The 23,058-nt window shown below is 45.7% G+C and carries 28 protein-coding genes and 1 tRNA gene; 11 read left to right on the top strand and 18 right to left on the bottom strand.

Going from position 1 to position 23,058, the window contains the following annotated elements:
* Positions 1–3: 3 nt before the first annotated feature.
* Positions 4–297: a DUF167 domain-containing protein gene (locus ACIQZ3_RS01300; RefSeq protein ID WP_397389772.1), complete on the bottom strand. Its 294-nt coding sequence runs from the start codon at positions 295–297 to the stop codon at positions 4–6.
* A gap of 25 nt (positions 298–322) precedes the next feature.
* On the opposite strand from ACIQZ3_RS01300, the gene can reads away from it, so the two are divergent.
* From can to ACIQZ3_RS01280, 4 genes are read left to right on the top strand one after another with little or no spacing between them, the layout of a single operon-like run.
* Complete coding sequence (gene can, locus ACIQZ3_RS01295) at positions 323–988, top strand: carbonate dehydratase (protein ID WP_397389771.1); 666 nt, start codon at positions 323–325, stop codon at positions 986–988.
* A gap of 8 nt (positions 989–996) precedes the next feature.
* Positions 997–1,884, top strand: coding sequence for a lipid A biosynthesis acyltransferase (locus ACIQZ3_RS01290; protein ID WP_397389770.1), 888 nt, complete (start codon positions 997–999; stop codon positions 1,882–1,884).
* A 38-nt stretch (positions 1,885–1,922) separates the two neighbouring features.
* A complete protein-coding gene (locus ACIQZ3_RS01285) occupies positions 1,923–2,675 on the top strand; it encodes a metallophosphoesterase family protein (protein ID WP_397389769.1) in 753 nt (250 codons plus the stop codon).
* 7 nt (positions 2,676–2,682) lie between these two features.
* Positions 2,683–4,101, top strand: coding sequence for a serine/threonine protein kinase (locus ACIQZ3_RS01280; protein WP_397389768.1), 1,419 nt, complete (start codon positions 2,683–2,685; stop codon positions 4,099–4,101).
* Between the two features lie 25 nt (positions 4,102–4,126).
* Here ACIQZ3_RS01280 and ACIQZ3_RS01275 read toward each other — a convergent pair whose 3' ends face one another.
* Complete coding sequence (locus ACIQZ3_RS01275; RefSeq protein ID WP_397389767.1) at positions 4,127–5,410, bottom strand: dicarboxylate/amino acid:cation symporter; 1,284 nt, start codon at positions 5,408–5,410, stop codon at positions 4,127–4,129.
* A 162-nt stretch (positions 5,411–5,572) separates the two neighbouring features.
* Between ACIQZ3_RS01275 and ACIQZ3_RS01270 the strand changes: the two genes are divergently transcribed.
* Positions 5,573–6,310, top strand: coding sequence for a pseudouridine synthase (locus ACIQZ3_RS01270; RefSeq protein ID WP_397389844.1), 738 nt, complete (start codon positions 5,573–5,575; stop codon positions 6,308–6,310).
* 60 nt (positions 6,311–6,370) lie between these two features.
* Positions 6,371–7,990, top strand: a complete 1,620-nt coding sequence (locus ACIQZ3_RS01265; protein ID WP_397389843.1) for a peptide chain release factor 3 — start codon at positions 6,371–6,373, stop codon at positions 7,988–7,990.
* Between the two features lie 2 nt (positions 7,991–7,992).
* Here ACIQZ3_RS01265 and ACIQZ3_RS01260 read toward each other — a convergent pair whose 3' ends face one another.
* Both ACIQZ3_RS01260 and ACIQZ3_RS01255 read right to left on the bottom strand, forming a co-directional pair.
* On the bottom strand, positions 7,993–8,241 hold the full coding sequence (locus ACIQZ3_RS01260; RefSeq protein ID WP_397389766.1) for a hypothetical protein: 249 nt from the start codon (positions 8,239–8,241) through the stop codon (positions 7,993–7,995).
* Positions 8,242–8,277: 36 nt separating this feature from the next.
* A complete protein-coding gene (locus tag ACIQZ3_RS01255; protein ID WP_397389765.1) occupies positions 8,278–8,505 on the bottom strand; it encodes a DUF2798 domain-containing protein in 228 nt (75 codons plus the stop codon).
* 126 nt (positions 8,506–8,631) lie between these two features.
* On the opposite strand from ACIQZ3_RS01255, the gene ACIQZ3_RS01250 reads away from it, so the two are divergent.
* The 3 genes from ACIQZ3_RS01250 to ACIQZ3_RS01240 are packed head-to-tail and all read left to right on the top strand — an operon-like array spanning position 8,632 to position 10,064.
* Positions 8,632–8,838 (top strand): hypothetical protein, encoded by a 207-nt coding sequence (locus ACIQZ3_RS01250; RefSeq protein ID WP_397389764.1) that lies wholly within the window; start codon positions 8,632–8,634, stop codon positions 8,836–8,838.
* A 52-nt stretch (positions 8,839–8,890) separates the two neighbouring features.
* Positions 8,891–9,397, top strand: a complete 507-nt coding sequence (locus tag ACIQZ3_RS01245; RefSeq protein WP_397389763.1) for an MOSC domain-containing protein — start codon at positions 8,891–8,893, stop codon at positions 9,395–9,397.
* 19 nt (positions 9,398–9,416) lie between these two features.
* The gene (locus tag ACIQZ3_RS01240) at positions 9,417–10,064 is read left to right on the top strand and encodes a histidine phosphatase family protein (protein WP_397389762.1); all 648 of its coding nucleotides are present in this window, start codon (positions 9,417–9,419) and stop codon (positions 10,062–10,064) included.
* Positions 10,065–10,109: 45 nt separating this feature from the next.
* Here ACIQZ3_RS01240 and ACIQZ3_RS01235 read toward each other — a convergent pair whose 3' ends face one another.
* The 5 genes from ACIQZ3_RS01235 to ACIQZ3_RS01215 all read right to left on the bottom strand — a co-directional run bounded on the left by ACIQZ3_RS01235 (position 10,110) and on the right by ACIQZ3_RS01215 (position 12,331).
* Complete coding sequence (locus tag ACIQZ3_RS01235; RefSeq protein WP_397389761.1) at positions 10,110–10,349, bottom strand: hypothetical protein; 240 nt, start codon at positions 10,347–10,349, stop codon at positions 10,110–10,112.
* Positions 10,350–10,422: 73 nt separating this feature from the next.
* The gene (locus tag ACIQZ3_RS01230) at positions 10,423–10,719 is read right to left on the bottom strand and encodes a hypothetical protein (RefSeq protein WP_397389760.1); all 297 of its coding nucleotides are present in this window, start codon (positions 10,717–10,719) and stop codon (positions 10,423–10,425) included.
* 8 nt (positions 10,720–10,727) lie between these two features.
* Positions 10,728–10,970, bottom strand: a complete 243-nt coding sequence (locus ACIQZ3_RS01225) for a transporter substrate-binding domain-containing protein (protein ID WP_397389759.1) — start codon at positions 10,968–10,970, stop codon at positions 10,728–10,730.
* Between the two features lie 299 nt (positions 10,971–11,269).
* Complete coding sequence (gene panD, locus ACIQZ3_RS01220; RefSeq protein WP_397389758.1) at positions 11,270–11,635, bottom strand: aspartate 1-decarboxylase; 366 nt, start codon at positions 11,633–11,635, stop codon at positions 11,270–11,272.
* Between the two features lie 138 nt (positions 11,636–11,773).
* The gene (locus ACIQZ3_RS01215; RefSeq protein ID WP_397389757.1) at positions 11,774–12,331 is read right to left on the bottom strand and encodes a phasin family protein; all 558 of its coding nucleotides are present in this window, start codon (positions 12,329–12,331) and stop codon (positions 11,774–11,776) included.
* A 179-nt stretch (positions 12,332–12,510) separates the two neighbouring features.
* Here ACIQZ3_RS01215 and pagP point away from each other — a divergent pair, with 179 nt between their 5' ends.
* On the top strand, positions 12,511–13,062 hold the full coding sequence (gene pagP, locus ACIQZ3_RS01210) for a lipid IV(A) palmitoyltransferase PagP (protein ID WP_397389756.1): 552 nt from the start codon (positions 12,511–12,513) through the stop codon (positions 13,060–13,062).
* A gap of 7 nt (positions 13,063–13,069) precedes the next feature.
* Here the strand turns inward: pagP and ACIQZ3_RS01205 are convergent, their stop codons facing one another.
* Together ACIQZ3_RS01205 and ACIQZ3_RS01200 are read right to left on the bottom strand one after the other, a co-directional pair.
* On the bottom strand, positions 13,070–13,630 hold the full coding sequence (locus tag ACIQZ3_RS01205; protein ID WP_397389755.1) for a peroxiredoxin: 561 nt from the start codon (positions 13,628–13,630) through the stop codon (positions 13,070–13,072).
* A gap of 30 nt (positions 13,631–13,660) precedes the next feature.
* The gene (locus ACIQZ3_RS01200; RefSeq protein ID WP_397389754.1) at positions 13,661–14,227 is read right to left on the bottom strand and encodes an SRPBCC family protein; all 567 of its coding nucleotides are present in this window, start codon (positions 14,225–14,227) and stop codon (positions 13,661–13,663) included.
* Between the two features lie 462 nt (positions 14,228–14,689).
* Between ACIQZ3_RS01200 and katG the strand changes: the two genes are divergently transcribed.
* A complete protein-coding gene (gene katG, locus ACIQZ3_RS01195; RefSeq protein WP_397389753.1) occupies positions 14,690–16,840 on the top strand; it encodes a catalase/peroxidase HPI in 2,151 nt (716 codons plus the stop codon).
* A 103-nt stretch (positions 16,841–16,943) separates the two neighbouring features.
* Here the strand turns inward: katG and ACIQZ3_RS01190 are convergent, their stop codons facing one another.
* From ACIQZ3_RS01190 to ACIQZ3_RS01160, 7 genes are all read right to left on the bottom strand, one after another.
* Entirely contained in the window at positions 16,944–17,699 is a 756-nt protein-coding gene (locus tag ACIQZ3_RS01190) for a YoaK family protein (protein WP_397389752.1), read from the bottom strand.
* Between the two features lie 36 nt (positions 17,700–17,735).
* Positions 17,736–18,383: a haloacid dehalogenase type II gene (locus tag ACIQZ3_RS01185; RefSeq protein WP_397389751.1), complete on the bottom strand. Its 648-nt coding sequence runs from the start codon at positions 18,381–18,383 to the stop codon at positions 17,736–17,738.
* 199 nt (positions 18,384–18,582) lie between these two features.
* Positions 18,583–19,041, bottom strand: coding sequence for a superoxide dismutase family protein (locus tag ACIQZ3_RS01180; protein ID WP_397389842.1), 459 nt, complete (start codon positions 19,039–19,041; stop codon positions 18,583–18,585).
* A 256-nt stretch (positions 19,042–19,297) separates the two neighbouring features.
* Positions 19,298–19,822, bottom strand: coding sequence for a GNAT family N-acetyltransferase (locus ACIQZ3_RS01175; protein ID WP_397389750.1), 525 nt, complete (start codon positions 19,820–19,822; stop codon positions 19,298–19,300).
* A 57-nt stretch (positions 19,823–19,879) separates the two neighbouring features.
* Positions 19,880–19,955: transfer RNA gene (locus ACIQZ3_RS01170), tRNA-Phe, on the bottom strand.
* A 104-nt stretch (positions 19,956–20,059) separates the two neighbouring features.
* Positions 20,060–22,270: an OsmC domain/YcaO domain-containing protein gene (locus ACIQZ3_RS01165; RefSeq protein ID WP_397389749.1), complete on the bottom strand. Its 2,211-nt coding sequence runs from the start codon at positions 22,268–22,270 to the stop codon at positions 20,060–20,062.
* 107 nt (positions 22,271–22,377) lie between these two features.
* Positions 22,378–23,058 (bottom strand): response regulator, encoded by a 681-nt coding sequence (locus ACIQZ3_RS01160; RefSeq protein ID WP_397389748.1) that lies wholly within the window; start codon positions 23,056–23,058, stop codon positions 22,378–22,380.

The following is a 23,058-nucleotide window of genomic DNA, read 5'->3' as shown; positions in this document are numbered from 1 at the left end:
ATTCTATGGGCTTAATGCTTCAATAATCTGCTCTGGAGTGATTGAACCCCAAATCTCTACTCGCTTTACGCGGCTACTTTGTCCCGTTAAGAGTTGAATTTGTTTTTGCGGCACCCTCAAGTGCTTTGAAAGCCAAGACAACAGCATCTCATTCGCCCTGTTTTCTAGGGCTGGGGCCCGCAAGGATATCTTGAGACAGCCGTCATGCAAGCCAACGACCTTGGTCAACTTGGCGCCGGGTTGGCAGTGCAGATTAAGAACAATGCCAGTGGGGGTTTGCTTTAACCAAATAGGCATCATTAAAGTACTTTAAACTCAAATCATGATTATGAAGAACTCCAGCGCTCTAGACCAGCTATTTGCCAATAATCGCGATTGGGCGGAAGCCAAAATCGCCAAAGATGCTGATTTTTTTAAACGTCTAGTTTCTCAGCAGGCGCCAGAATATCTCTGGATTGGCTGCTCAGATAGCCGTGTTCCCGCCAACGAAATTGTCAACCTTCTTCCGGGCGAATTATTCGTTCATCGAAACGTTGCCAACGTAGTAGTGCACACCGACTTGAACTGTTTATCTGTTATTCAATTTGCAATTGATCTCTTGAAGGTTAAACACATTTTGGTGGTAGGTCATTATGGTTGTTCTGGCGTTCATACTGCGATGACAGACAAGCGTATAGGTCTGGCTGACAACTGGTTGCGCCATGTTAAGGATGTGCACCAAAAACATGAGCGTTATCTTGGTGAAGTCATCCCCACACCAAAACGACAAGATCGCCTGTGCGAGCTCAATGTTATCGAGCAGGTAGTCAACGTTTGCGAGACCACCATCGTTCAAGATGCGTGGGCGAGAGGGCAAGATTTAACGGTCCATGGTTGGGCTTATCGCCTTGAGACTGGGCTAGTAAATGATTTAGGTATGTCGATTAGCTCCACTGACGAAATGAATGCACGCTATGCTAAATCCTTATCTCGCTACGACTCTGAATAAATTAAGTTTTGTTTAAAAATTTTTCAAATAATTCTGGGGTAGCGCTACTTCAATTTCTGGTATCGCTTCCCTATAAGACCCTAGTCTCTATTGGCTATAGCTTGGGCTATCTTGCGGCACATATTCCCAGCGATCGCAATCGTGTGGTTCAAAAAAATTTAGAATTGTGCTTTCCCGAACTAAGCTCAAATGAAATTAACGAACTTAGAAAAGAGCATTGGCGATTACTTGGTCGTAGCCTGGTAGAGAAAAGTATTATTTGGCTCGGTACCAAAAAACAGCTAGAGGACATGATCGAAGTTCGGTCGGAGGTTGATCTGAGCGATAGAAAGCCGCGCATCTTAGTGAACATGCATTTTATTGGCATTGAAGGCAGTATTATTTTGAGCGCACTTGCTGACGACAGGGGTTGGCCGCGCACCTCGGGATTTTTCCAAAGAATGAAAAGCCCCTTCTTTAATAGAAAAATTATTGAGTGGCGCAATCGCTTTGGTGGAAATTCTATTGACCGCCAAGGAAATTCTCTTGAGCTCATTCGAGAAATTCGTAAGGGTAGCTTCATCATCATTGCCCCTGATATCGATTTAGGCCTTAAGGACTCGACATTCGTTCCTTTTTTTAATATTCAAACTAATACGATTACAGCTGTATCGCGTCTTGCAAAAATTACGGGGGCAGAAGCCTGCATGATGACCACGACCCTAAAAAAGAATGGGGCTGGTTATGTTTGCACTATTAGCAAACCTCTTGAGAATTTTCCGACCGAAAGCCCTGAATCAGATACCGCACGCTTAAACCAAATTTTTGAACGAGAAATCAGGCTCAGACCCGCTGAATACTATTGGGTTCATAAGCGTTTTAAAAATAGGCCATTTAACGAAGCCGGCCCTTATTAGCCCTTCTTCTCGAAGCGCTTTTGTCCTATCATTAAAGGATGACTGAACGTATTGGGCTATTTGCCGATCTACATAGTAATTTAGAAGCTTTCGACGCCTGCATGGAGGAGGCTAAAGAGCTGGGTGTGACCCGCATGGTTTTCTTGGGGGACATTGTTGGCTACAACGCAGACCCCGGCGCACTGATTGATCGTATTGGCGAAATGGTTGCCAATAAAAAGGCGATTGCCGTTCTAGGCAATCATGACCAAGCAGTCTTTGAAGACCACAGCCATCAAATGAATGCGAGTGCAAATGCGGCAATTGAGTGGACTAAATCCCAGCTTAACGCTACGCAAGTGCAATTCTTAAAAGACTTGCCATTAATGGCTCAAGAAGATGCGATGTGTTTTGTTCATGCATCGGCACACAATCCGGCAGACTGGAATTACATCACTGACAGCATGAGTGCTTGGCGTTGCGTGCAAAGCTCTGGCAAGACATATACGTTTGTCGGCCATACTCATGAGCAAGCGCTCTTCTATCAAAGTGCAGTTGGTAAGTTAATTCGTTTTGCCCCTCACCCTGGTGATGAGGTTCCAGTAATGCGTCATCGCCAATGGGTTGGAGTGGTTGGCTCGCTTGGTCAACCGCGAGATGGAAATCCTGAGGCTTGCTTTGCTGTTTTCGAACCAGAGCTAGAGGCACTCACCTTTCATCGCACTCCTTACGATCAATTTACAGCGGCTGATAAAGTGCGCCGCGCTGGATTGCCGGAAGATCTTGCCACCCGCCTAATCACGGGCAAATAATTCATTTATGTCGATTAATACTGATATTGAAGCAGTTGATGAGATTTTCCAAGAAGGCAAAGTGGTTGACGGGTTTACGCTGGGGACAGAAGTTCATCGTGGCGGCATGGCCAGCCTGTACTCCGCAACCAAAGAAGGTATTGATGTTCCCATTCTTCTAAAGATTCCGAGGGTCGGTCGTGACCAGCCTGTTGAAAGTCTCATTGGCTTTGAAACTGAGTTGACAATTCTGCGCTCACTGAAAAGCCCCTATGTTCCCAAATATCTCGGCTCTGGCAATATGGCGACACGCCCTTATATTGCAATGGAGCGTGTTGAAGGACGACCTCTTGAGGACTTCATTAAAGAAGGTAAAGTTTTTTCAATTGATGAAGTAGTAAAAATTGGGGCTGACTTGGCACAAGCAGTGCAGTCGCTTCATGCACAAGATGCGATTCATTTAGATATCAAGCCAGAAAATATTCTGATTGATGATAAGGGTAAGCTCACCTTAATTGACTTTGGCTTATCGCATCATGCGCGCTTCCCTGACTTACTCGCAGAAGAAATGCGGAAGGGAATTGGCTCTGCGCCATACATCTCGCCAGAGCAAGTTACTGGAATTCGCTCTGACTATCGCAGTGATATTTTTTCTATCGGCGTCATTCTGTATGAGTTGTTAACGGGTGAGCTACCCTTTGGGAACCCACAGTCGATGAGCGGCTTACGAAAAAGAATGTGGGCACAGGCATTTCCTCCTCGTGCCATCCGCAAAGAGATTCCACGCTGGTTGCAAGAAATTATTTTGCGCTGCCTAGAGCCGCGCGCAGCAGATCGCTATCAAAGCGCCACACGTTTACGTCAAGTCTTACGGGATCATGAGAGTGTCGCCCTTACCGAGCGCGCTGACCGAGTTGACCCTTTGAGCTTTTGGGAAAACCTCAAACGCATGTTCCGCGCAGCCGGTTACGAGCCCTCCCCAAGCCCGCGCCCTAGCGTCGGAAATTACGATGCCCCATTAATGATTGCGGCGATTGATACACGCCAATCGGATGAAGACTTGCGTGAACGTATGCAAACAACCGCAAAGAATTTATTACAGGCCTATCCCGAAAGTCGCCTCGTGTGTCTCAGCACCATTGCAAGTACCCCAACCTTTGAAGGCAATCAAGAAAGTGAAACTGCCAGCGGTATTGTGCGAGGCCATCTCGTGCAGCTGATGGAATGGGCTAAACCCTTGAAGTTACCGCCTGAGCGGATTTCGTATCACGTACTAGAGGCGCTTGATCCAGCAAGTCGCATTGTGGAATTCGCAAAAGACAATGATGCCTCGCTAATCCTGATTGGGGCATCCCGCAAGCTACCAAACAAAGTAACGCCTTGGCGGACCTCCATGACAAAGATTGTTGAAGAGGCTCCTTGCAGCGTTCACATTGTTAGAACCTAGATCGTTGATCTGATCTAGGTAGTGTTTAGCGCATCTTGTCTTGCTTTTGATCCAAGATCACTTCGGGTTCCTGGGCCTCAACCCAACTATCACGATTTAGTGCAGCCGTTAATTGCTGCTGGTTTAACTCTCCCGTCCAGCGTGCCACAACAATAGTTGTCACACCATTGCCAACTAAATTTGTGAGTGCGCGAGCCTCAGACATCAAGCGGTCAATGCCCAAGATAATTGCCAAGCCTGCAACAGGCGCATTCCCGACCGCAGATAAAGTTGCGGCCAATACAATAAAACTGCTACCGGTAACTCCTGCGGCGCCCTTAGAGGTCAGAAGCAAGACTAGCAATAAGGTAACCTGCTGCGTAATTGTCATGGGTGTGTCTGTGGCCTGCGCAATAAATACTGCTGCCATTGTTAAATAAATAGATGCGCCATCCAGATTGAATGAATATCCTGTTGGGATAACTAAACCGACGCAGCTTTTCTTTGCCCCTAACAACTCCATCTTTTCCATCATTCGCGGCAAAACTGACTCTGATGAAGATATTCCCAAAACAATCAGCAACCCTTCTTTGATATAGCGTACAAATTTAAAAATGTTAAATCCATTCAAGCGCGTAATGATTCCAAGAACGATAAATACAAAAAGTAAACAGGTGATATAAAACGCACCCATCAATTTTCCTAAAGAAAATAAAGAGCCCACTCCATATTTTCCGATCGTAAATGCCATTGCGCCAAAGGCGCCAATAGGGGCAAATTTCATGACGACGCCAATAATGTCAAAAAGAACATGGGAGGTCTTTTCGATCAAGTCAAACACCATCGTCCCTCTACCGCCAAATTTATGCAATGCAAAACCAAATAACACTGCAATAAATAGCACCTGCAGAATTTCCCTTTTTGCAAAAGCATCAACTACTGTGTTGGGAATAATATTTAGCAAAAACTCGGTGGTCGTGTCCATCTTGCCCGGACCCGTATAGACAGCAATTCCCTTAGTATCCAAACTGGCAGGGTCAATATTCATGCCCGCACCTGGCTGGAGTACATTGACCACTACTAGACCCACTATGGGTGCGATAGTGCTCATAACCTCAAAATAGAGAAGGGCCAAGCCCCCGGTCTTGCCCACCTTCTTCATATCTTCCATGCCCGCAATACCCAGCACAACAGTGCAAAAGATAATCAGGGCAATCAGCATCTTGATGCCCTTGATGAAAGCATCGCCAAATGGCTTCATATCCACACCCAAGGATGGGTATAAATGGCCTAGCAATACACCCACAACCACAGCCACAACCACAACCACAACCACTTGACAGTAAAGGATTTATAAATTGGGGGCTTTTTTAATGTGGATGTCAATTTCATTTCCTTTGCTGAATTAATGGCATGGGCCAAATATGGCACTCTAAGCAAGTAATAATCCTGATCAAACTGACATATTTGCAGCTTGCCCGATAATATGGTCATGGAAGAAAAAATACGCGTATCCAAGCTACTCTCTGAGTTGGGCCTATGCTCTCGTCGCGAGGCTGACTCCTACATTGAGCAGGGCCTGGTAACCGTCGATGGTGAAGTGGTTAACGAGCTAGGCTCACGGGCTTTTCGTCATCAGAAAATTGAATTGCAGTCCGGCGCCAAAGCACAACAGGCATCTCGGATTACGGTCATTCTGAATAAGCCTGTAGGCTTTATATCTCATTATGATGATGAGCAAGAGTACCAACCGGCCGCCTCGCTGATCACCCCAGATAATTACTTTCCTAGCCCGCTTGATAAGGGCCGCAACCCACGCTTTAATACCCGCGGCCTAGCGCCTGCCGGTCGCCTCGATATCGACTCTACTGGGATGCTGGTACTAACCCAAGATGGCCGTATTGCCAAACTCCTTATCGGCGAAAACAGTCCGATTGAAAAAGAGTATTTGGTTCGAGTTGAAGGCGCCCTTTCTTTTGAAGGCCTCGATCGTCTAAAACATGGTCTGGAACTGGATGGCGTTGTTTTAAAGCCGGCTCAAGTCAGCTGGCAGAATGAAGACCAGCTTCGTTTTGTCCTGAGAGAAGGTCGCAAGCGTCAAATTCGTCGCATGTGCGAAATGGTTGGCCTGAGAGTTCTAGGCCTTAAACGTGTTCGCATGGGTAGAATTTCTCTGGGCGCCCTACCCCCTGGAAAATGGCGTTTTGTAAGGCCTGAAGAGCAATTCTAATAAGCTCCGCACGCTTATAATCCTGTCAATTAGATTAAGCGCAGAATTACCATCGATACCATCACCTCCAGCACTCCCGGCGCAGAAGTTTTAAGACGTCGTAGCTTTGCCATCATCTCTCACCCAGATGCTGGAAAGACCACGCTTACCGAAAAACTCTTGTTGTACGCTGGAGCTATTCAAATTGCTGGTAGCGTCAAGGCCCGCAAGGCTAGCCGTCACGCAACCTCCGACTGGATGGAGATTGAAAAGCAACGCGGTATTTCTGTTGCGAGCTCGGTAATGCAAATGGAATATCGTGATTGCATTATTAATCTTCTCGATACTCCGGGCCACCAAGATTTCTCTGAGGATACTTATCGCGTATTGACTGCAGTTGACTCCGCCCTAATGGTGATTGATGCGGCTAATGGCGTTGAGTCACAGACCTTACGCTTGCTTGAAGTCTGTCGCGCACGCAACACACCAATCGTGACCTTCATTAATAAAATGGATCGCGAAGTAAAACCCCCCATGGAACTCATGGATGAGATTGAAACTGCGCTAGGCATTGAGGTAGTTCCCTTTACTTGGCCTGTAGGCATGGGCAAATCATTTGCTGGTGTGATTGATATCGCTAACTCGCAAATGCGCATGTTCAAGGCAGGCGAAGATCGTGTGACTGAAGATTCGCACGCGATTGTTGACATTAATGACCCTGCACTAAAAGAGCGTCTAGGTACTGATCTAGAAAATGCGCTTGCTGAAGTCGATCTCATTAAAAATGCGATGCCTGCGTTTGACAGGAAAGCCTTTTTAGCTGGTCGTCAATCGCCAGTATTCTTTGGCTCAGCCATTAATAATTTTGGCGTACGCGAAATTCTGAATACATTAGTAGAGCTCGCACCATCACCAGGCTCACGCAAAGCTTTGCAGCGTGAAGTTAGTCCAGCAGAAAATAAATTCTCGGCCGTGGTGTTTAAGATTCAAGCAAACATGGATCCAGCACATCGAGATCGCGTTGCCTTCTTACGCATATGTTCTGGGCATTTTCAGCGCGGTATGAAGTTGAAGATTTGTCGGAATGGCAAAGAAGTGCGCACCAATAATGCTCTATCCTTTTTGTCACAACGTCGCGACATCTTGGATGAAGCCTTCCCTGGCGACATTATTGGACTACCAAATCACGGCCTTCTGAGACTAGGTGACACGCTCACCGAAGGCGAGCAATTGCAATTCACAGGCTTACCATTTTTTGCTCCAGAAATTTTCCGCATGGTCGAATCCGCTGATCCATTACGCTCTAAGCAGTTGCGCACAGGCTTAATGCAACTTGGCGAAGAAGGTGCGATTCAAGTATTCCGACCTATGACCGGGGGCACCATGCTGCTTGGTGCATTTGGACAGCTGCAGTTTGAGGTGGTAAGTCATCGCCTGCAAACTGAATATGGCGCGGAAGTTCGCTTACTGCCGGCACGCTATAATCTAGCTCGCTGGGTAAGCTCAGATGATCCTGTGGCGCTCAAGAAATTCATACAGGAAAATATTCACCGCATGGCAGAGGATGTTGTCGGGGCTTCAGTATTTTTGGCTAGCCACAAATCCGAACTAGATGTTGCTCAGCAGCGCTGGGAATCCATTCAATTCCATGCGCTCAGAGAGCATGCGGGCCTCATCTATCAATCAGATCTCGCCGGATAAATCTAGCTTGGGCTTGATTGCGGCCAATTGCAATCGAACACTGCAACTAACTGAGTATCGCCCTTCCTAAAAGACGCTGTCTTACCATATTGCGTGCAATACGCATTGGCCTTAGGTGTTAGCGATCCAATGGATTCACCATCACTATTCAAAAAGGTGACGTGATTTGAATCTGATGCATCGGTGTAAACCGCCGCGCAAGCACTCAAAAAGAAAATTCCTAAGAGCAAAACGTATTTGAGATGCCTCATTCAAGCCCCCCTTATTTAATAAATACATCAGCCCAGTCATAGCTCAAGCCTCTTCACTAAGCCTGCAGCGAGTTTGCTAGCAAATGGGCGATAGATCAAAATGCAAATAATCGCGACTGGATAGGCCACCGACCAAACCTCCAACCAAACCCATAAGAAATCTGACGCAAAGCCCACTCGTACTAAAGTCGTGACCAATGTAATGCTCAATGACATGAGTCCGCCCATGATGGCGGCAAAAATCAGATTGGGAATATTCAGCATGATCTAATCATAGCGCCTAGACTGCTTAACTGTTATTCTGATCTGTGATCACTATTCCGCGCCCTACATAGGGGAGTCTGCTGAGCAAGCTCAGAGGTTCATCATTCCAAGACTCTAGGAAAAAATATGGCTGTTGGCCAAAATCAAAGAAATAGAAAAAACGATCCCATGGTTAGTAAAACCGGCAAAGCTAAATTGGGCCCACTTACCGTTGCTCAACTCAACAAATTACTTGAATCCAGCACCAAACCTAAAGAAAAGGCAAAGATTCAGAGGGCTCTCAATAAGCGCCCTCCAGCGCCAGCGGCCATCGCTGAGCCTGTCGCAGCCTAAGTACTAAGCCCCGAAATTACCGGGGCTTTTTCTTATGTAATATGCTCTCATCATGAAAGCATCCCCTCAAATTCACTCTATATACATCGCCCCTCAAGCGGGCGAATCGATGGTGCAGATTGCACAAGCCAACATCGTTGCTGGCGAAGGAATTGTGGGTGATCGTTATGCACTAGGTATAGGTGCATTCTCCAAAACTAAACTCAAGATACGCCACATCTCTCTCATTGCCCTAAAGGGTATAGAGGATGCTATGCATCAATTAATGGATAAGCAGCAAACGCCCTTTGGCGAAGGCGATACTCGCAGAAATGTCATCATCAGCGGCATTTCTGCGGATGAACTCAATGATCTGGTTGGAAAGATTTTCTATTTGGGTGGCCTTGCATTTAAAGGCACTGAGTTGTGTGAACCATGCCAACGACCAGCCAACTTGCTGAAAAGACCAGACTTTATGAGTGCATTTAAAGATAGAGGCGGCCTCAGAGCCGAGGCGCTAGAGTCTGGACAACTTGCCCCCAGAGACCTTCTTCAATTTTCAGGGCCTGGAGAAAAGTAATTCAATTTAATATTGCAGTATGTCCATAACCAAACTATGCCTCATTCGCCATGGCGAAACTTCCTGGAATGCCGACAGGCGCTTGCAAGGGCATACCGATATTCCCCTTAATGCCACTGGCATATTGCAGGCCCGCCAAATGGCGCAAGCACTTAAAGATATCAAACTCACATTTGATGTCTTGTACACCAGCGATCTCAAGAGGGCGGCTGACACCGCAAATGCTGTAGTTGAATTGTTTGGGGTGGATGTGCAAGTCGATAGCGCTTTGCGAGAGCGTCATTTTGGCGCACTTCAAGGGCTTTCAATTAGCGAGGCTCCCCTGCAGGAACCCGGCATTTGGCAGGCTCATATTGCCCGTGACTTAGAGCATGATCTTGGTGGCGGCGAAAGTATTCAGCAATTTGCATTGCGCGTACAAAATGCGCTAGATAAAATTCAAGCACGGCATACTGGTAAAACCATTTTGCTTGTTAGTCATGGCGGCACGCTCGACATGATGTATCGCATTGCCAGTAAGCAAGTCCTCAGCGCCGATAGAGTAGCCTCAGTACCCAATGCATCGCTCAACTGGCTTACTCATAGTCAAGGTAGTGGATGGACAGTGGGGCAATGGGCTGACACCCGACATCTTCAGGGTCCTACTCTAGAAAACGTTGACCTCTAAACAAAAAAGTAACCCGCAGGTGACTTTTAACTTTTCAGAAAGAGTTTACTTTCTGATGTGTGCGTGACGAGCAGCATCTTGTGACATGCCCTCACTTTTTGGCTTGCCTTCAAGCGCTTCTTTTTCAGCAGTAATTTCTTTGCGGCGCTCTTTGCAAGAACCAGCAATTTCTTGCAATGCTTTACGGGCTCTTGCAGCAGAAGCTTTAATACCTTTTCCGTGAAACTTTTCATTCTCTGATTGGTACGCTTCAAAAGCGGCAATTAACTTGTCATGATGGGACATATTTTTCCTTACGAATAATTGAAATAATCTGCTTAAGGTGCACTTTAACCCAATATATGAAAATCACTTCAATTTATTGCGTCCAGCGATTAATAATCGCCTTTAACTTTTCCGGGCCTAGCTCGGAAAGGTATAAATTAAAGTCATCGCGTAATTTTGAAACTTTTTTTAAGGCAAATCCCAGATTGTCAAACCCGACCACCTGGTAACTACTGCTAACCGGGAGATTTAAAGATTTTTGATAATTCACCAGCATGACGTTGTCCACAAATACCAAGTCCACATTGCCATTTTGCAATGCAATTAGTGCTTCTGCCGGCGATGGGTGTAGCTTTACTTGGTCTACCGAATAATAGCCTTTTGGTTGCAATACCGTTTTTACATAGTCATCAAATACGCTGCCAATTGGATAGGCAATAGTGTATTTTTTAACTGGGACAAATCGGTAATTTTGATATGTCGATTTTTTAAGCGAATCAATTGCCAAGTACTGGTGAAATAGGGATTAGAAAAATCCATTATCTCTTTGCGTTTATCGGCAATAGAGATCCCGGAGAATGCAACGTCAGCTTGGCCACTAGTCAACGCGCCCAACATGCCGAGCCAATCATAGGCAGTCATTTTGAATGTGCAGCCCCGTGACTTACAGTAGCCCTCAAATATCTCCAAGTCTATGCGGTATATTTACCATCCTTTTCAAATAGCATGGGGGGGGTATTGTTTGAGATACGGCAACCTTAATTACATTAGATTGCTCCTCTTTGGAGCGGGCACCAAGAATAAGTAGGGTTGCTAACAATATCTAAATTAGTCGGGCTAGCTTCATGATGTATTCAGAATTAAATTAGATGAACGATCTTATCAAGATTTGAATGTAAAAAACCACCCGAAGGTGGTTTGGCAGAAATGATCGAAAATAATTAATTGACCTTCTTAATTTCTTTAATACTATTTCCATCATCTAATAAAACAATTTTAGGAACATGCTTTGCAACTTCATCGTTGCTCACCTGTCCATAGGTGCAAATAATCAGATGGTCGCCAACATGCGCCTTACGTGCTGCGGCACCATTCAGAGAAATAACCCCTGAGCCACGCTTTGCCTTAATGATGTAAGTGGAGAAACGTTCGCCATTGTTGATATTGTAGAGCTCGATTTTTTCAAACTCGCGCATATCAGCGGTATCGAGCAAATCTTCATCGATTCCACAAGAGCCTTCGTAATGCAAATCCGCCTCCGTAACGGTTGCCCTGTGAATTTTTCCCAACAACATAATGCGATTCATACGATTTCCTCAAAAATTAACAGCGAGCTTCTTTAAGTATTTATTAAAGCTATCTGGCTATTTTCTCAAATTTTTTTGAAGTAAGGCCACAAAAAACCCCGCTTACACGGGGCCTTCTGTGCTTCTATTATCTACTAATTACTTGGCGCGGCTTTTTGCTGCCTTAGGAGCTTGGCCAAATTGACCCTGTGCAGCCTTCATTGCTGTTTCTACACTTTTCTCAAAGTTTGCAAAGGCATCTTGAGTTGTTGAACGCACTTGGTCAAAGTTTTGCATTGCCGTATTGAATGCGGATGTAAAGGCACTTACATATGCTTCTGAGCCAGCGGGTGCTTTTGAAGTGGCGGCAGCTACAAAGCTCTTCAAATCATCTTGTGATTGATCAATAGCGGCTTCTACAGCCTCAACTAATTCTTGGTTACCGCGACGTAGCACTGCAGCAACTTTTTTCTGATACGCGGCTACCTCAGCAACAGCTTCTTGCACTTCTGGGCTTTGCAGAAGGTCTAGTGCGGCTTTGGCATCTTTGCCCTTCAACAGCTCAGCAGCCTTGGCTTGCGCGTTTGCTACGGCCTGTTGTGCAGCCTGGTAATTGATCTCTGCCAATTCTTGAGCATTTTCAAGAGCTGTTTGACCCAATGCACGGGCGCTTTCTACGGATTTGGCTTGATTTTCTGCAAATTGATTTTTGAACATGAGATTTCCTTTAAAGGGTTATTTTGTTGCACTGCACCATATTAATAGCTTATTTTGGGCTTAGCAAGCAAATATTGCTGCAAAGCAACATATAATGTTGTCAATTCAGGTGGTTTATTACAAAAACAGCATTCAGCCTCATTTAACAGGTGTTTTGCTCAGTTCAGAAATTCTTAGTTATGTGCCGCAGATTCATTGTTCTTTTGCTTCTCTTCATGCCATTTGCGGCCTCCCGCGCTGAAAGCATCTCCGATTGGTTTCAGACCACAACAACGCATCTTGAGTCCGTCTGGGATAAAGGCGGTAACGAGCTTTACATCCCCCTCTATACCTATCACATGCCTTATGCGTATTCTCAAGAAAAAATCAATGAATACACCTCATACCCCATGGGCATTGGATTCGGCAAGGGATTAATGAATGAGAGCGGCAATTGGGAGGGCATTTATGGAATGACCTTCAAAGACTCGCACGGAATCTATGAGTACATGGTGGGCTATGGATGGATTCCCATGTGGAACATTGGCAATAGCACCGACTGGAAGTATGGCGTTGGAGCTACTGTCTTCATCATGTCTCGCCAAGACATCATGCACTACATCCCCTTCCCCGGAGTGCTACCCATTGCCTCAATCAGCTACAAAGATCTTAGCATTCAGACTGCCTATGTGCCTGGCGGACAAAACGTCGGAAATGTCTTGTTCACCTGGGCCAAATACAATTTGCCTTAACCTTAAGTCAGGCGGGATTATTTTTTAGATAGTCCATCACCCAAGCTGGGTCACTATCGCTCGGAAATATTGGGTAGTGCACAGCTTCAATCACGCCATCATTCACAATCAAAGTGATGCGCTTTAATAAAGTCATTCCAGCAGCAACAAAAGTTGGCAAGCGCAAAGCTTGCTGAAGCTGATAATCCACATCACTTAACACCGGAAACGGTAAGTGCAGTCGATCCGCCATTTCTTTTTGGTATTCGGTAGACTGCACACTCAGGCCTACAACATCAGCACCCAAAGCGCGCAACTCTTGATAGTGATCTCTAAAGGAGCAACTTTGTGGCGTGCATCCTCTGGCTCCAGGTATTTGATCCCAACCTTCCGGCAGCGGAACATTGGGTTGACCCGTCATTGGATAACAGTAAATCACCAGACGACCTTTGCTCTCGCCAAGATTAAATTGACCAGCATTAGTCGCGCCCAATGAGATGGCAGGTAAGCGCATACCGACTAAGTGAGCGGCGGCCCCATCATCTTGAGGAATCGGCAGATCAGTAGGCAATTGATTGAAATTTATCATAGATTGAATCTTAGCCCAAGAATAACTAGCCTACCTACATGGTTTTGTAGAGGCTGACTTCTTGAGTGACGCCAGCTCAGCCATTGATTCAAACTGTCGTCGCAAGACATTTTTGATAAAAAACTCGATTACCGCTGATGGCACAAGAGAATTTGGCTCAACCTGTGCATCGCATTTAAATGTAGTGAAATCTTTTTCGGGTAAGAGCCGCCAACTTCCCTTGTAATACTTGGCGCCCCCACTTATCCGCTCAAAAAGCAACGCTTTGTTAGGAAACTCGATGTACTCCAACTCAGAGCGCATCTCAAATGGGATAAATAAAATTCTATCTTCAAGCAAACGGGTAACCTTCACTTTGTTGCCCGATCTAGAGAGCACTTTTGAATCTACAACTCCAGGCAAACTTTTAATGCCCTCATAGTCAGCGATAAATGCAAAAGCTTCGCACACGTTAATCGGCACCTCATAGCTTGCATTTACCTGAAAGCAATCTCCCGCCCTAGTGACGGCAACCTTTAAGTCATAAGGATTGGGCGGCTCTTGCGCAAAGGCAATGCCAAACGCCGCAATCAGAAAAAAGTAGAGGAGTCGCCTCATGCTCAGGCAATTCGACAAATACGCTAGTGAGGTTTGAGGTCCTTGCAATGATTTGCCCGCCAGCCCAAGGATGGCATATGGGTCTGTCAAATTCCAGATCAACTGATCTAATAATCGATTTATTAGATTAATAAGTTCATATTTATTCATTGGACGGATCATCTAACCAGGAATAAGATGATCCTATCGCAACACACAATGAAGAGAGTCAATAATGAAAATCCAAAATAGATTGGCCGGAATTGCAGAGGGCTTGTACTTCCTCAACCATCAACATGAGCAGGACTTGCTAAAAATCTTGCGATCGGAATTCGCCAAAGGGAGCGGGAGATGAATATTCTTATCGCATTCATGGCGGGAGAATAAAAACCATCAAACACACAGACCGTTTATAGCTTTATCAGTTAGTCTGAATAAGTCGGGTTAACCAACCAAAAATGATTTACCCATAAGGAGATCTAAATGACATCAAAAGGAATGTGCCCAGTTGCTCACGGGGCCAATACCGAATCAAGCAGCACCCCTATGGCATGGTGGCCAAAATCACTGAACCTAGATATTCTTCATCAGCAAGATACAAAGACAAACCCAATGGGCCCGTCATTCAACTATCGAGATGAATTGAAAAAGCTCGATGTGAGTGCACTTAAGCACGACATGAAAGATCTGCTACTCAATAGTCAAGATTGGTGGCCGGCAGACTGGGGTCACTACGGCGGCCTGATGATTCGTATGGCCTGGCACTCTGCTGGAAGCTATCGCATTGCCGATGGTCGCGGTGGGGCTGGAACGGGTAATCAACGATTCGCCCCATTGAACTCTTGGCCAGATAACACCAATCTGGATAAGGCGCGTCGCCTCCTGTGGCCCATCAAAAAGAAATACGGCAACAAAGTAAGCTGGGCCGATCTGATGATCCTGGCTGGCACTATTGCCTACGAATCTATGGGGCTCAAAACGTTCGGCTTCTCATTTGGCCGCGAAGATATTTGGCATCCAGAAAAAGATATCTATTGGGGCTCAGAAAAAGAATGGCTCCAAAAAAGCGGTGGCGAAGGAAGTCGCTACTCTGGCGAACGAGACTTGGCTAATCCACTTGCCGCTGTCATGATGGGTTTGATCTATGTAAATCCAGAGGGTGTAGATGGCAATCCAGATCCCTTGAAAACTGCACAAGATATTCGGGTAACTTTTGCTCGCATGGCCATGAACGATGAAGAGACTGTTGCCCTAACTGCAGGCGGCCATACCGTTGGCAAAGCGCACGGCAATGGCAATGCAGCCAATCTTGGACCAGCGCCAGAGGGAGCTCCGATTGATGAGCAGGGTCTTGGCTGGATGAATCACAAGACTCGTGACATTGGCAGAGACACGGTGACCAGTGGAATTGAGGGCGCCTGGACAACACATCCAACGCAGTGGGATAACGGTTACTTTCATTTATTGCTCAATTACGAATGGAAGCTGACTAAGAGCCCGGCTGGTGCCTGGCAATATGAGCCCATCGACATTAAAGAAGAAGATAAGCCTGTCGATGTTGAAGATGCCTCTATTCGCTGCATGCCAATGATGACCGATGCGGACATGGCAATGAAGATGGATCCTGAATATCGCAAGATCTCAGAAATGTTCCACAAGGATCAAGCCTATTTTTCTGAAACGTTTGCTAGAGCTTGGTTTAAGTTAACCCATCGAGATATGGGGCCTAAAGCAAGATACTTCGGACCAGATGTTCCTAAGGAAGATTTGATCTGGCAGGATCCGGTGCCGACAGGCCCAAATGATTATGGCATTGAAGCCGTCAAGACAAAGATCAAAGCCAGCGGCTTATCCATCAGCGATCTCATAAGCACTGCTTGGGATAGCGCTCGCACTTATCGTGGCTCAGATAAACGTGGGGGTGCTAATGGTGCGCGCATTCGTTTGGCACCTCAGAAAGACTGGGCAGGCAATGAACCAGAGCGTTTGGCAACAGTCTTGTCGGTCTACGAAAAAATCTCAAAGGAATCTGGCATCAGCATTGCTGACACCATCGTACTTGGTGGCAACATTGGCATTGAGCAGGCCGCCAAAGCTGGAGGATTTGATATCAAGGCGCCATTTACCCCAGGCCGCGGTGACGCTACTCAAGAAATGACAGATATAGAGTCATTTGAAGTTCTTGAGCCACTAGCAGACGGCTATCGCAATTGGCTGAAAGAAAACTATGTTGTCACTCCAGAAGAATTGCTCTTAGACCGCACACAGTTGATGGGGCTCACCGCTCAAGAGATGACCGCGCTGGTAGGCGGCATGCGCGTACTGGGCACCAACCATGGTGGAACGAAACATGGTGTATTCACAGAAAGAGAGGGGGTATTAAGCAATGACTTCTTCGTCAATTTAACTGATATGAATTACCAATGGAAACCTACCGGCCGAAATAGCTATGCCATTGTTGAGCGCAATACAGGTGACACTAAATGGACCGCTACTCGAGTTGATCTAGTATTTGGCTCTAACTCTATCTTGCGCGCCTACGCAGAGGTGTATGCACAAGATGACAACAAGGAAAAGTTTGTGAATGATTTTGTTGCTGCCTGGATTAAGGTCATGAACGCAGATCTCTTATAATTTATACGGCAGTAACTTTCAGCAATAAGGGGGGCTTTGCCTCCCTTATTTTTTAGTGCTGAAGTAAGGGCCTAACATCTTGATTGAAGTTAATGTGAAAAGGCTAACAACACCTCAATACCACCCTGATGTCTCGATAAATCTGCAAACCTGCTGTCAACACTAGGGAAAGGGAAAGCGGTATCACCGATATATACCCGACCGTCTTAAAGCTAATCGCCCCAACTATTCCGCCAATTAAAAACATTCCGAAAATAAATGAATGCGTTTTTAATTTTTCTCTATTTGCTTTGACATATCCACCTTCATCGGCTTGAGAAGACTTATTCCAATAAATTAACTTCCCCACCTCTATTCCAATATCGGTAATGACACCCGTCATATGGGTTGTTCTAATTTTCGATTTAGAAGCTTTTGTGACAATGGCATTTTGTAAGCCCATCACAAAACATAAAAGAAGGGCGATTGCTGGAACAGTTAAGGGTAGATATAAATTGAGGTTGGCGCCCACCAAGCCAAAGATCAATAGCAAAGCAGCCTCAAGAAATAATGGTAATGCAAACTCACTATGAATTTTTCTTCTATGACCCCAATTAACAATGATGGCTGTTGTAGCTGCGCCAAATAGAAAGGATAGCAAAAGCGAGATGCCGCCCAAAACTGAAATGAAGTCATTAAGCGCTAGATCGTCACCAATTGCAGAGATGATGCCGCTCATATGAGATGTATATCGAGAAATAGCCAAGAAACCACCAGGATTTACAGCGCCCGCCACAAACGCCATATAAGCGCCCAATTGAATATTGGTTTTGTGGGATCTCTGTGCACCTGTTAAGCGCTGAATACACTCAATTGGCATTAAGCCTTCATTTTACGACCCTAAACTTAACAAGCCCTAAATAACTTCCAAAACTTTACTCAACGAGCCGCCTTCATAGTCCAGCCTCTCACCAATTTTCTCAAAGGGGTGCCCCAGCCGATTAACCCAAAACACATCAAAACCAAACCACTTTGCTGCTAGCGCATCCCAAGCGTTGCTCGATACAAAAAGAAGTTCGTAGGCTTGAGGGGCGGTCTTAAATAAGCGCACATCCTCGACGGTGACCACTTGATCCAAGTAAGCGGTGAGGCCATCACTCTCAACTACTGTCGCCAACATCTCTCTGCTGCCATTAGACAAAATTGCTGTAGCAATACCTTTATTTTTTATTGTCTTAAGAACGTGCGGGCTATCTTCAAAACCAGTGGGCTTGGCATGCTGATCCATCAACCGCTTCTCGTGGTCAGGGCTGAGATTTAAGTTCATGCGCTTACATACGTAACGCAACGAGCGAACTGTTAATTCCCAAAACGGAAGGTAGTACCTGCTCCCACCAGGATTAGGATCGCTCATGGTGACTAAGCGGGTGTACTCGATTTGGCGATCACGCCACATTAAGGCGAAGGCTGGACCATTGCCAGGAAATAAATCTTCTACCAACTTTCCCATGAAATACACATCAAATAATGTTCCGTAAGCATCAAAAGCGATAAGCTTATACATGCAGCCCTTGTGATCAGCCCGTATTTGTATTGTCGTTTAAAACAATATTATGGCTAAGCGTAACGATTGCGTCACGTCAGCTCCATTGATCGTTAATCAATTTATAGCAGGTCTTCACTAATACCAAAACCACCCGAAGGTGGTTTTGGTATTTCTTAGTGACTCTGGTCAGAATCGACCATGCCTTAGATGCCTAATCCTACTTGATCAAGCCACATGCAATTCTTGGGCCAGAATTTCCAGCGGGCTGAGATTTATAGTCATCTGGATCACGATGAACAACTACGGATCTTCCCAGTATTCCAACTGGTCCATTATTAACAGCAAATCCACTTAACTTTGCAGAATAGACAGCATTACCATTCGCATCTGATTTGATGTTTGGCATATCGCCAGCATGATTTGAGCCACTTTCTGGCATACCGTGTGATTTTGTATTTGGGTTGAAATGACCGCCTGCACTAGCTGCATCAGGCGCGGAGCAATCTCCCTTTTCATGCACGTGAAATCCTTGTTCAGCATTTGGCTTCAAACCAGAAAAGCTTCCAGCAACCAATACATCATGCCCTTGCCATACAAAATTAACAGTTCCCCTGGCATTCGATCCCGAGCGTGAGTCTAAGGTGGCCGATGCTTTTTGACCAGTGCCATGCTCCATTGACTGACAGGCAACCAAAGACAAAATGGATGCAGCGCCAAGCAATAGAGATATTTTTAAATCATTATTTGTCTCCAGTGTTTATGAAAGATCAGAATAGATCTTTTATGGACAGTCTTCAATGAAAAATAGAGACCACTCTCTATGTAGTCTTATTAACCAACCCAAACAACTCTGTAGCATATGAAAAAACCGCCCAAAGGTGGTTTTAGTGCTTCTTGGTGGCCCAGGGCGGAATCGACTGGGCTGAGGATGCTTAACCAAGTTGTTTTGTTAACAACACCAGCTTAAGACCGCTGACCTTAGGATTTCCAACGCCAGCATTTGCTGGATAGTCTGAGCTTACTTCCGTGGGCTCGTAGCCCCTACGCAAATAAAAATCAAATAGCTCTCTACGCTCTGAAATAACAAATAAATTAACTTCTGAAGACGCATATTTATTCTCGGCATACTCTTCTGCGAGCTGAAGCATTTCCTTACCTAAACCAAGATTTTGATAAGAGGGCTTAACTGTCAGCATGGCGATATAAGTTGCCCCACCCTCTTCATTGACATTCACACAAGCCACAATCTCAGTCTTACTTAAGCCAAGCAACACTGTCGAGCCCTCCCTCTCAAGGAGTTCGGTAAGTTGTTGGGAGTTAACTCTTTCGCCCTCTATAAGCTCTGACTCATGAGTCCAGCCGGCTTCATTGCCGTTAGGGCGATATGATTTATTAATCAGGCCGACTAGCTCTGAAACATCCCTAGCTGTAGCGATGCGGTATTCGTCAATATTCATAACGATAGTTTCACACGGGGCAATAAAAAACCACCCGAAGGTGGTTTTGGTGTTTCTTGGTGGCCCGGGGCGGAATCGAACCACCGACACAAGGATTTTCAATCCTCTGCTCTACCGACTGAGCTACCAGGCCAAGAGTAAGAATTATAAATGAAACTCCATTCCAGCCTGAAAAATGGGTCAACCATCAATAAGCCCCGGGTAAAGGCTGTAAATCTGTGGCAAAAAGCTCTTGCCCTAGCCCTGACTAGAGGGATCTACAGTTTTAGCTCTAGCAGCATGTAATTTTCTATAGCTATCAATCAAGCGATGATGCCTATCGAGGCCCTCTAGTTTCATGCTGGTTGGAGTCAATCCATAGAAGCGGATACTTCCCTCGACCGAGCCCATGACAGCATCCATTCTCTCGGCGCCAAACATTCGACGGAAGTTGACTAAGTAGTCATCTAGCTCCAAGTCATCGTCTAGCAAAACCTCTAGCGCCGCATTTAAAGCCTGGTAAAACAATTTACGTTCGACTGTGTTGTCGTTGTATTGAATAAAGGCGCCGACAAGCTCATGCGCCTCTTCAAATTGCTTGAGGGCAAGATGAATCAATAACTTCAACTCCAAAACTGTTAACTGCCCCCAAGGCGTGTTCTCATCAAATTCAATACCAATTAATGTAGCAATATCCCCGTACTCATCTAGCTCATTATTTTCTAAACGCTCAAGCAGTGCACTTAGGCTTGCATCATCTAAGTTCGATAAATTCAAAATATCAGAACGGAATAACAGCGATTTATTGGTGTTATCCCAAATCAAATCTTCGACTGGATAAATCTCAGAATAGCTTGGCACTAAGATTCGGCAGGCAATCGCGCCTAACTGGTCATACACCGCAACGTATGACTCCTTGCCCAATGATTTAAGAATTCCGAATAAGGTGGCGGCTTCTTGAGCATTTGAGTTTTCGCCTTTTCCAGAAAAATCCCAATTAACAAAATCGTAATCTGATTTTGCGCTGAAAAATCGCCACGACACAATACCGCTTGAATCGATAAAGTGTTCAACAAAATTATTTGGCTCGGTAACCGCTTCACTAGCAAAAGTGGGCGGGGGTAAATCATTCAAGCCATCCAAGCTTCGACCTTGCAATAGCTCCGTTAAACTTCGCTCTAAAGCAACCTCTAGGCTTGGATGGGCGCCAAAGGATGCAAATACTCCACCTGTTCGTGGGTTCATCAAGGTAACGCACATGACCGGGTAGACGCCGCCTAATGATGCGTCTTTGACCAACACTGGAAAGCCTTGATCCTCAAGACTCTGAATGCCCTCCAGAATGCCAGGGTATCTGGCAAGTACTTCTTGCGGCACATCTGGTAAAGCAATTTCACCTTCAATAATTTCTCGCTTCACCGCCCGCTCGAAAATCTCTGATAGGCATTGGACCTGAGCCTCAGCCAATGTGTTGCCAGCGCTCATGCCGTTACTGACATAGAGATTTTCAATGAGGTTTGATGGAAAATAAACCGTCTCCCCATCAGACTGGCGAACATATGGCAAGGAACAAATCCCGCGCTCTACATTGCCGGAATTAGTATCGATTAAATGTGAGCCATGCAGTTCACCATCAGAATTAAAAATTTTTAGGCAATACTCATCAAGCATTTCTGCGGGGATTGAATCTTTTGGCCCCGGCTTAAACCAGCGCTCATTCGGATAATGAACAAATGTACTATTTACAATATCTTCACCCCAGAATGCCCCGGCGTAAAAGTGATTATTGCTGAGTCGCTCGATATACTCACCCAGCGCTGAGGCCAGAGCACTTTCCTTTGTAGAACCTTTACCATTTGTAAAACACATTGGCGAATGCGCATCGCGAATATGCAAAGACCACACATTGGGAATCAGGTTGCGCCATGAAGCGATTTCAATCTTAATTCCTAGATTGATCAACACGCTGGACATATTGGCAATGGTTTGCTCTAGCGGTAAATCCTTTCCCGCAATATAGGTGCTCGCATCGGAGGCTGACTTCAGCGCCAACAAAGTCTGCGCATCCGCATCTAAGTTCTTGACCTCCTCGATAACAAACTCGGGGCCTGCTTGAACAACTTTTTTTACCGTGCAACGCTCAATCGAACGCAATATACCCTGGCGATCATTTGCGGGGATATCTTCTGGCAATTCAATCTGAATTTTGAAAATCTGTTGGTAACGATTTTCTGGATCAACAATATTATTTTGCGAAAGCCGAATGTTCTCAGTTGAAATATTGCGCGTATCGCAATACAACTTCACAAAATAGGCGGCACATAAAGCTGATGAAGCCAAAAAGTAATCAAAAGGTCCAGGAGCTGACCCATCCCCCTTATACCGAATGGGCTGATCAGCAATCACCGTGAAGTCGTCGAACTTGGCCTCAAGACGCAACTTATCGAGAAAGTTAACCTTTATTTCCATAGGAGTAATTCCGAAATGATATGGGCATTATTATCCGTCGCATCGGCGATGCTGTGTGCCGCATCAATGGCCTCAAAGAATCGCTGCCAAGACTGATGGCGGGTGTTTTACTGCTCAGCCTTATTGCGCGACGTATCGATTCCCAAAGCTTTTAACTTACGATAAAGGTGGGTTCGCTCGAGACCCGTGTATTCAGAAATCTTGGTCATGCTACCGCCCATAATGATCATTTGGTGTTCAAAGTAGGCTTTTTCGAATAAATCTCTAGCCTCTCGCAGCGGCAAATCAAAATAGGTTTTTGCTATCCCGCTAATATATTCGCCATCCTGGGCTTGGGGCGCCTGTTCGCTGACCACTGCCTTAGGGCTTGGGCTTGATGTAGATGCTGACGCAGCCCTCTCTTCATCTGGCTCCACATACCTGGGGGAACTCTCCAGCGCTTTATTAACTGTCTTTAGTAACTTTTGAAGCGCAATCGGCTTTTCTAAAAAGTTCAGCGCGCCAATACGCGTAGCTTCAACCGCAGTATCAATCGTGGCATGTCCAGACATCATGACTACCGGCATTGTGAGCTGTCCAGTCTTGGACCACTCCTTTAAAAGGGTAATACCGTCAACGTCTGGCATCCAGATATCAAGCAAAACAAGATCTGGGCGCATTTGCTCACGGATTGTGCGTGCCTGCATGGCGCTCTCTGCCGCATAAACGGTGTGACCTTCATCCGTCAGAATCTCATTGAGAAGCTCTCGAATTCCCATCTCATCGTCGACCACCAAAATACTTGCCAT

The organism is Polynucleobacter sp., from assembly GCF_044342855.1.
Lineage (GTDB): Bacteria > Pseudomonadota > Gammaproteobacteria > Burkholderiales > Burkholderiaceae > Polynucleobacter.
The sequence above is the reverse complement of the archived record's forward strand: the minus strand, read 5'-3'. Positions and strand labels throughout refer to the sequence as shown.

Coding starts and splice junctions, on each gene's coding strand:
- ACIQZ3_RS01200 (WP_397389754.1), bottom strand. CDS start 14,227: ATGAGGCGACTCCTCTACTTTTTTCTGATTGCGGCGTTTGGCATTGCC.
- ACIQZ3_RS01285 (WP_397389769.1), top strand. CDS start 1,923: ATGACTGAACGTATTGGGCTATTTGCCGATCTACATAGTAATTTAGAA.
- ACIQZ3_RS01300 (WP_397389772.1), bottom strand. CDS start 297: ATGCCTATTTGGTTAAAGCAAACCCCCACTGGCATTGTTCTTAATCTG.
- pagP (WP_397389756.1), top strand. CDS start 12,511: ATGTGCCGCAGATTCATTGTTCTTTTGCTTCTCTTCATGCCATTTGCG.
- ACIQZ3_RS01185 (WP_397389751.1), bottom strand. CDS start 18,383: ATGTATAAGCTTATCGCTTTTGATGCTTACGGAACATTATTTGATGTG.
- ACIQZ3_RS01255 (WP_397389765.1), bottom strand. CDS start 8,505: ATGCTGAATATTCCCAATCTGATTTTTGCCGCCATCATGGGCGGACTC.
- ACIQZ3_RS01165 (WP_397389749.1), bottom strand. CDS start 22,270: ATGGAAATAAAGGTTAACTTTCTCGATAAGTTGCGTCTTGAGGCCAAG.
- ACIQZ3_RS01180 (WP_397389842.1), bottom strand. CDS start 19,041: ATGGAGCATGGCACTGGTCAAAAAGCATCGGCCACCTTAGACTCACGC.
- can (WP_397389771.1), top strand. CDS start 323: ATGATTATGAAGAACTCCAGCGCTCTAGACCAGCTATTTGCCAATAAT.
- ACIQZ3_RS01270 (WP_397389844.1), top strand. CDS start 5,573: ATGGAAGAAAAAATACGCGTATCCAAGCTACTCTCTGAGTTGGGCCTA.
- ACIQZ3_RS01175 (WP_397389750.1), bottom strand. CDS start 19,822: ATGAATATTGACGAATACCGCATCGCTACAGCTAGGGATGTTTCAGAG.
- ACIQZ3_RS01250 (WP_397389764.1), top strand. CDS start 8,632: ATGGCTGTTGGCCAAAATCAAAGAAATAGAAAAAACGATCCCATGGTT.
- ACIQZ3_RS01260 (WP_397389766.1), bottom strand. CDS start 8,241: ATGAGGCATCTCAAATACGTTTTGCTCTTAGGAATTTTCTTTTTGAGT.
- katG (WP_397389753.1), top strand. CDS start 14,690: ATGACATCAAAAGGAATGTGCCCAGTTGCTCACGGGGCCAATACCGAA.
- ACIQZ3_RS01215 (WP_397389757.1), bottom strand. CDS start 12,331: ATGTTCAAAAATCAATTTGCAGAAAATCAAGCCAAATCCGTAGAAAGC.
- ACIQZ3_RS01280 (WP_397389768.1), top strand. CDS start 2,683: ATGTCGATTAATACTGATATTGAAGCAGTTGATGAGATTTTCCAAGAA.
- ACIQZ3_RS01160 (WP_397389748.1), bottom strand. CDS start 23,058: ATGGCAAGTATTTTGGTGGTCGACGATGAGATGGGAATTCGAGAGCTT.
- ACIQZ3_RS01235 (WP_397389761.1), bottom strand. CDS start 10,349: ATGTCCCATCATGACAAGTTAATTGCCGCTTTTGAAGCGTACCAATCA.
- ACIQZ3_RS01190 (WP_397389752.1), bottom strand. CDS start 17,699: ATGCCAATTGAGTGTATTCAGCGCTTAACAGGTGCACAGAGATCCCAC.
- ACIQZ3_RS01240 (WP_397389762.1), top strand. CDS start 9,417: ATGTCCATAACCAAACTATGCCTCATTCGCCATGGCGAAACTTCCTGG.
- ACIQZ3_RS01245 (WP_397389763.1), top strand. CDS start 8,891: ATGAAAGCATCCCCTCAAATTCACTCTATATACATCGCCCCTCAAGCG.
- ACIQZ3_RS01225 (WP_397389759.1), bottom strand. CDS start 10,970: ATGACTGCCTATGATTGGCTCGGCATGTTGGGCGCGTTGACTAGTGGC.
- ACIQZ3_RS01205 (WP_397389755.1), bottom strand. CDS start 13,630: ATGATAAATTTCAATCAATTGCCTACTGATCTGCCGATTCCTCAAGAT.
- panD (WP_397389758.1), bottom strand. CDS start 11,635: ATGAATCGCATTATGTTGTTGGGAAAAATTCACAGGGCAACCGTTACG.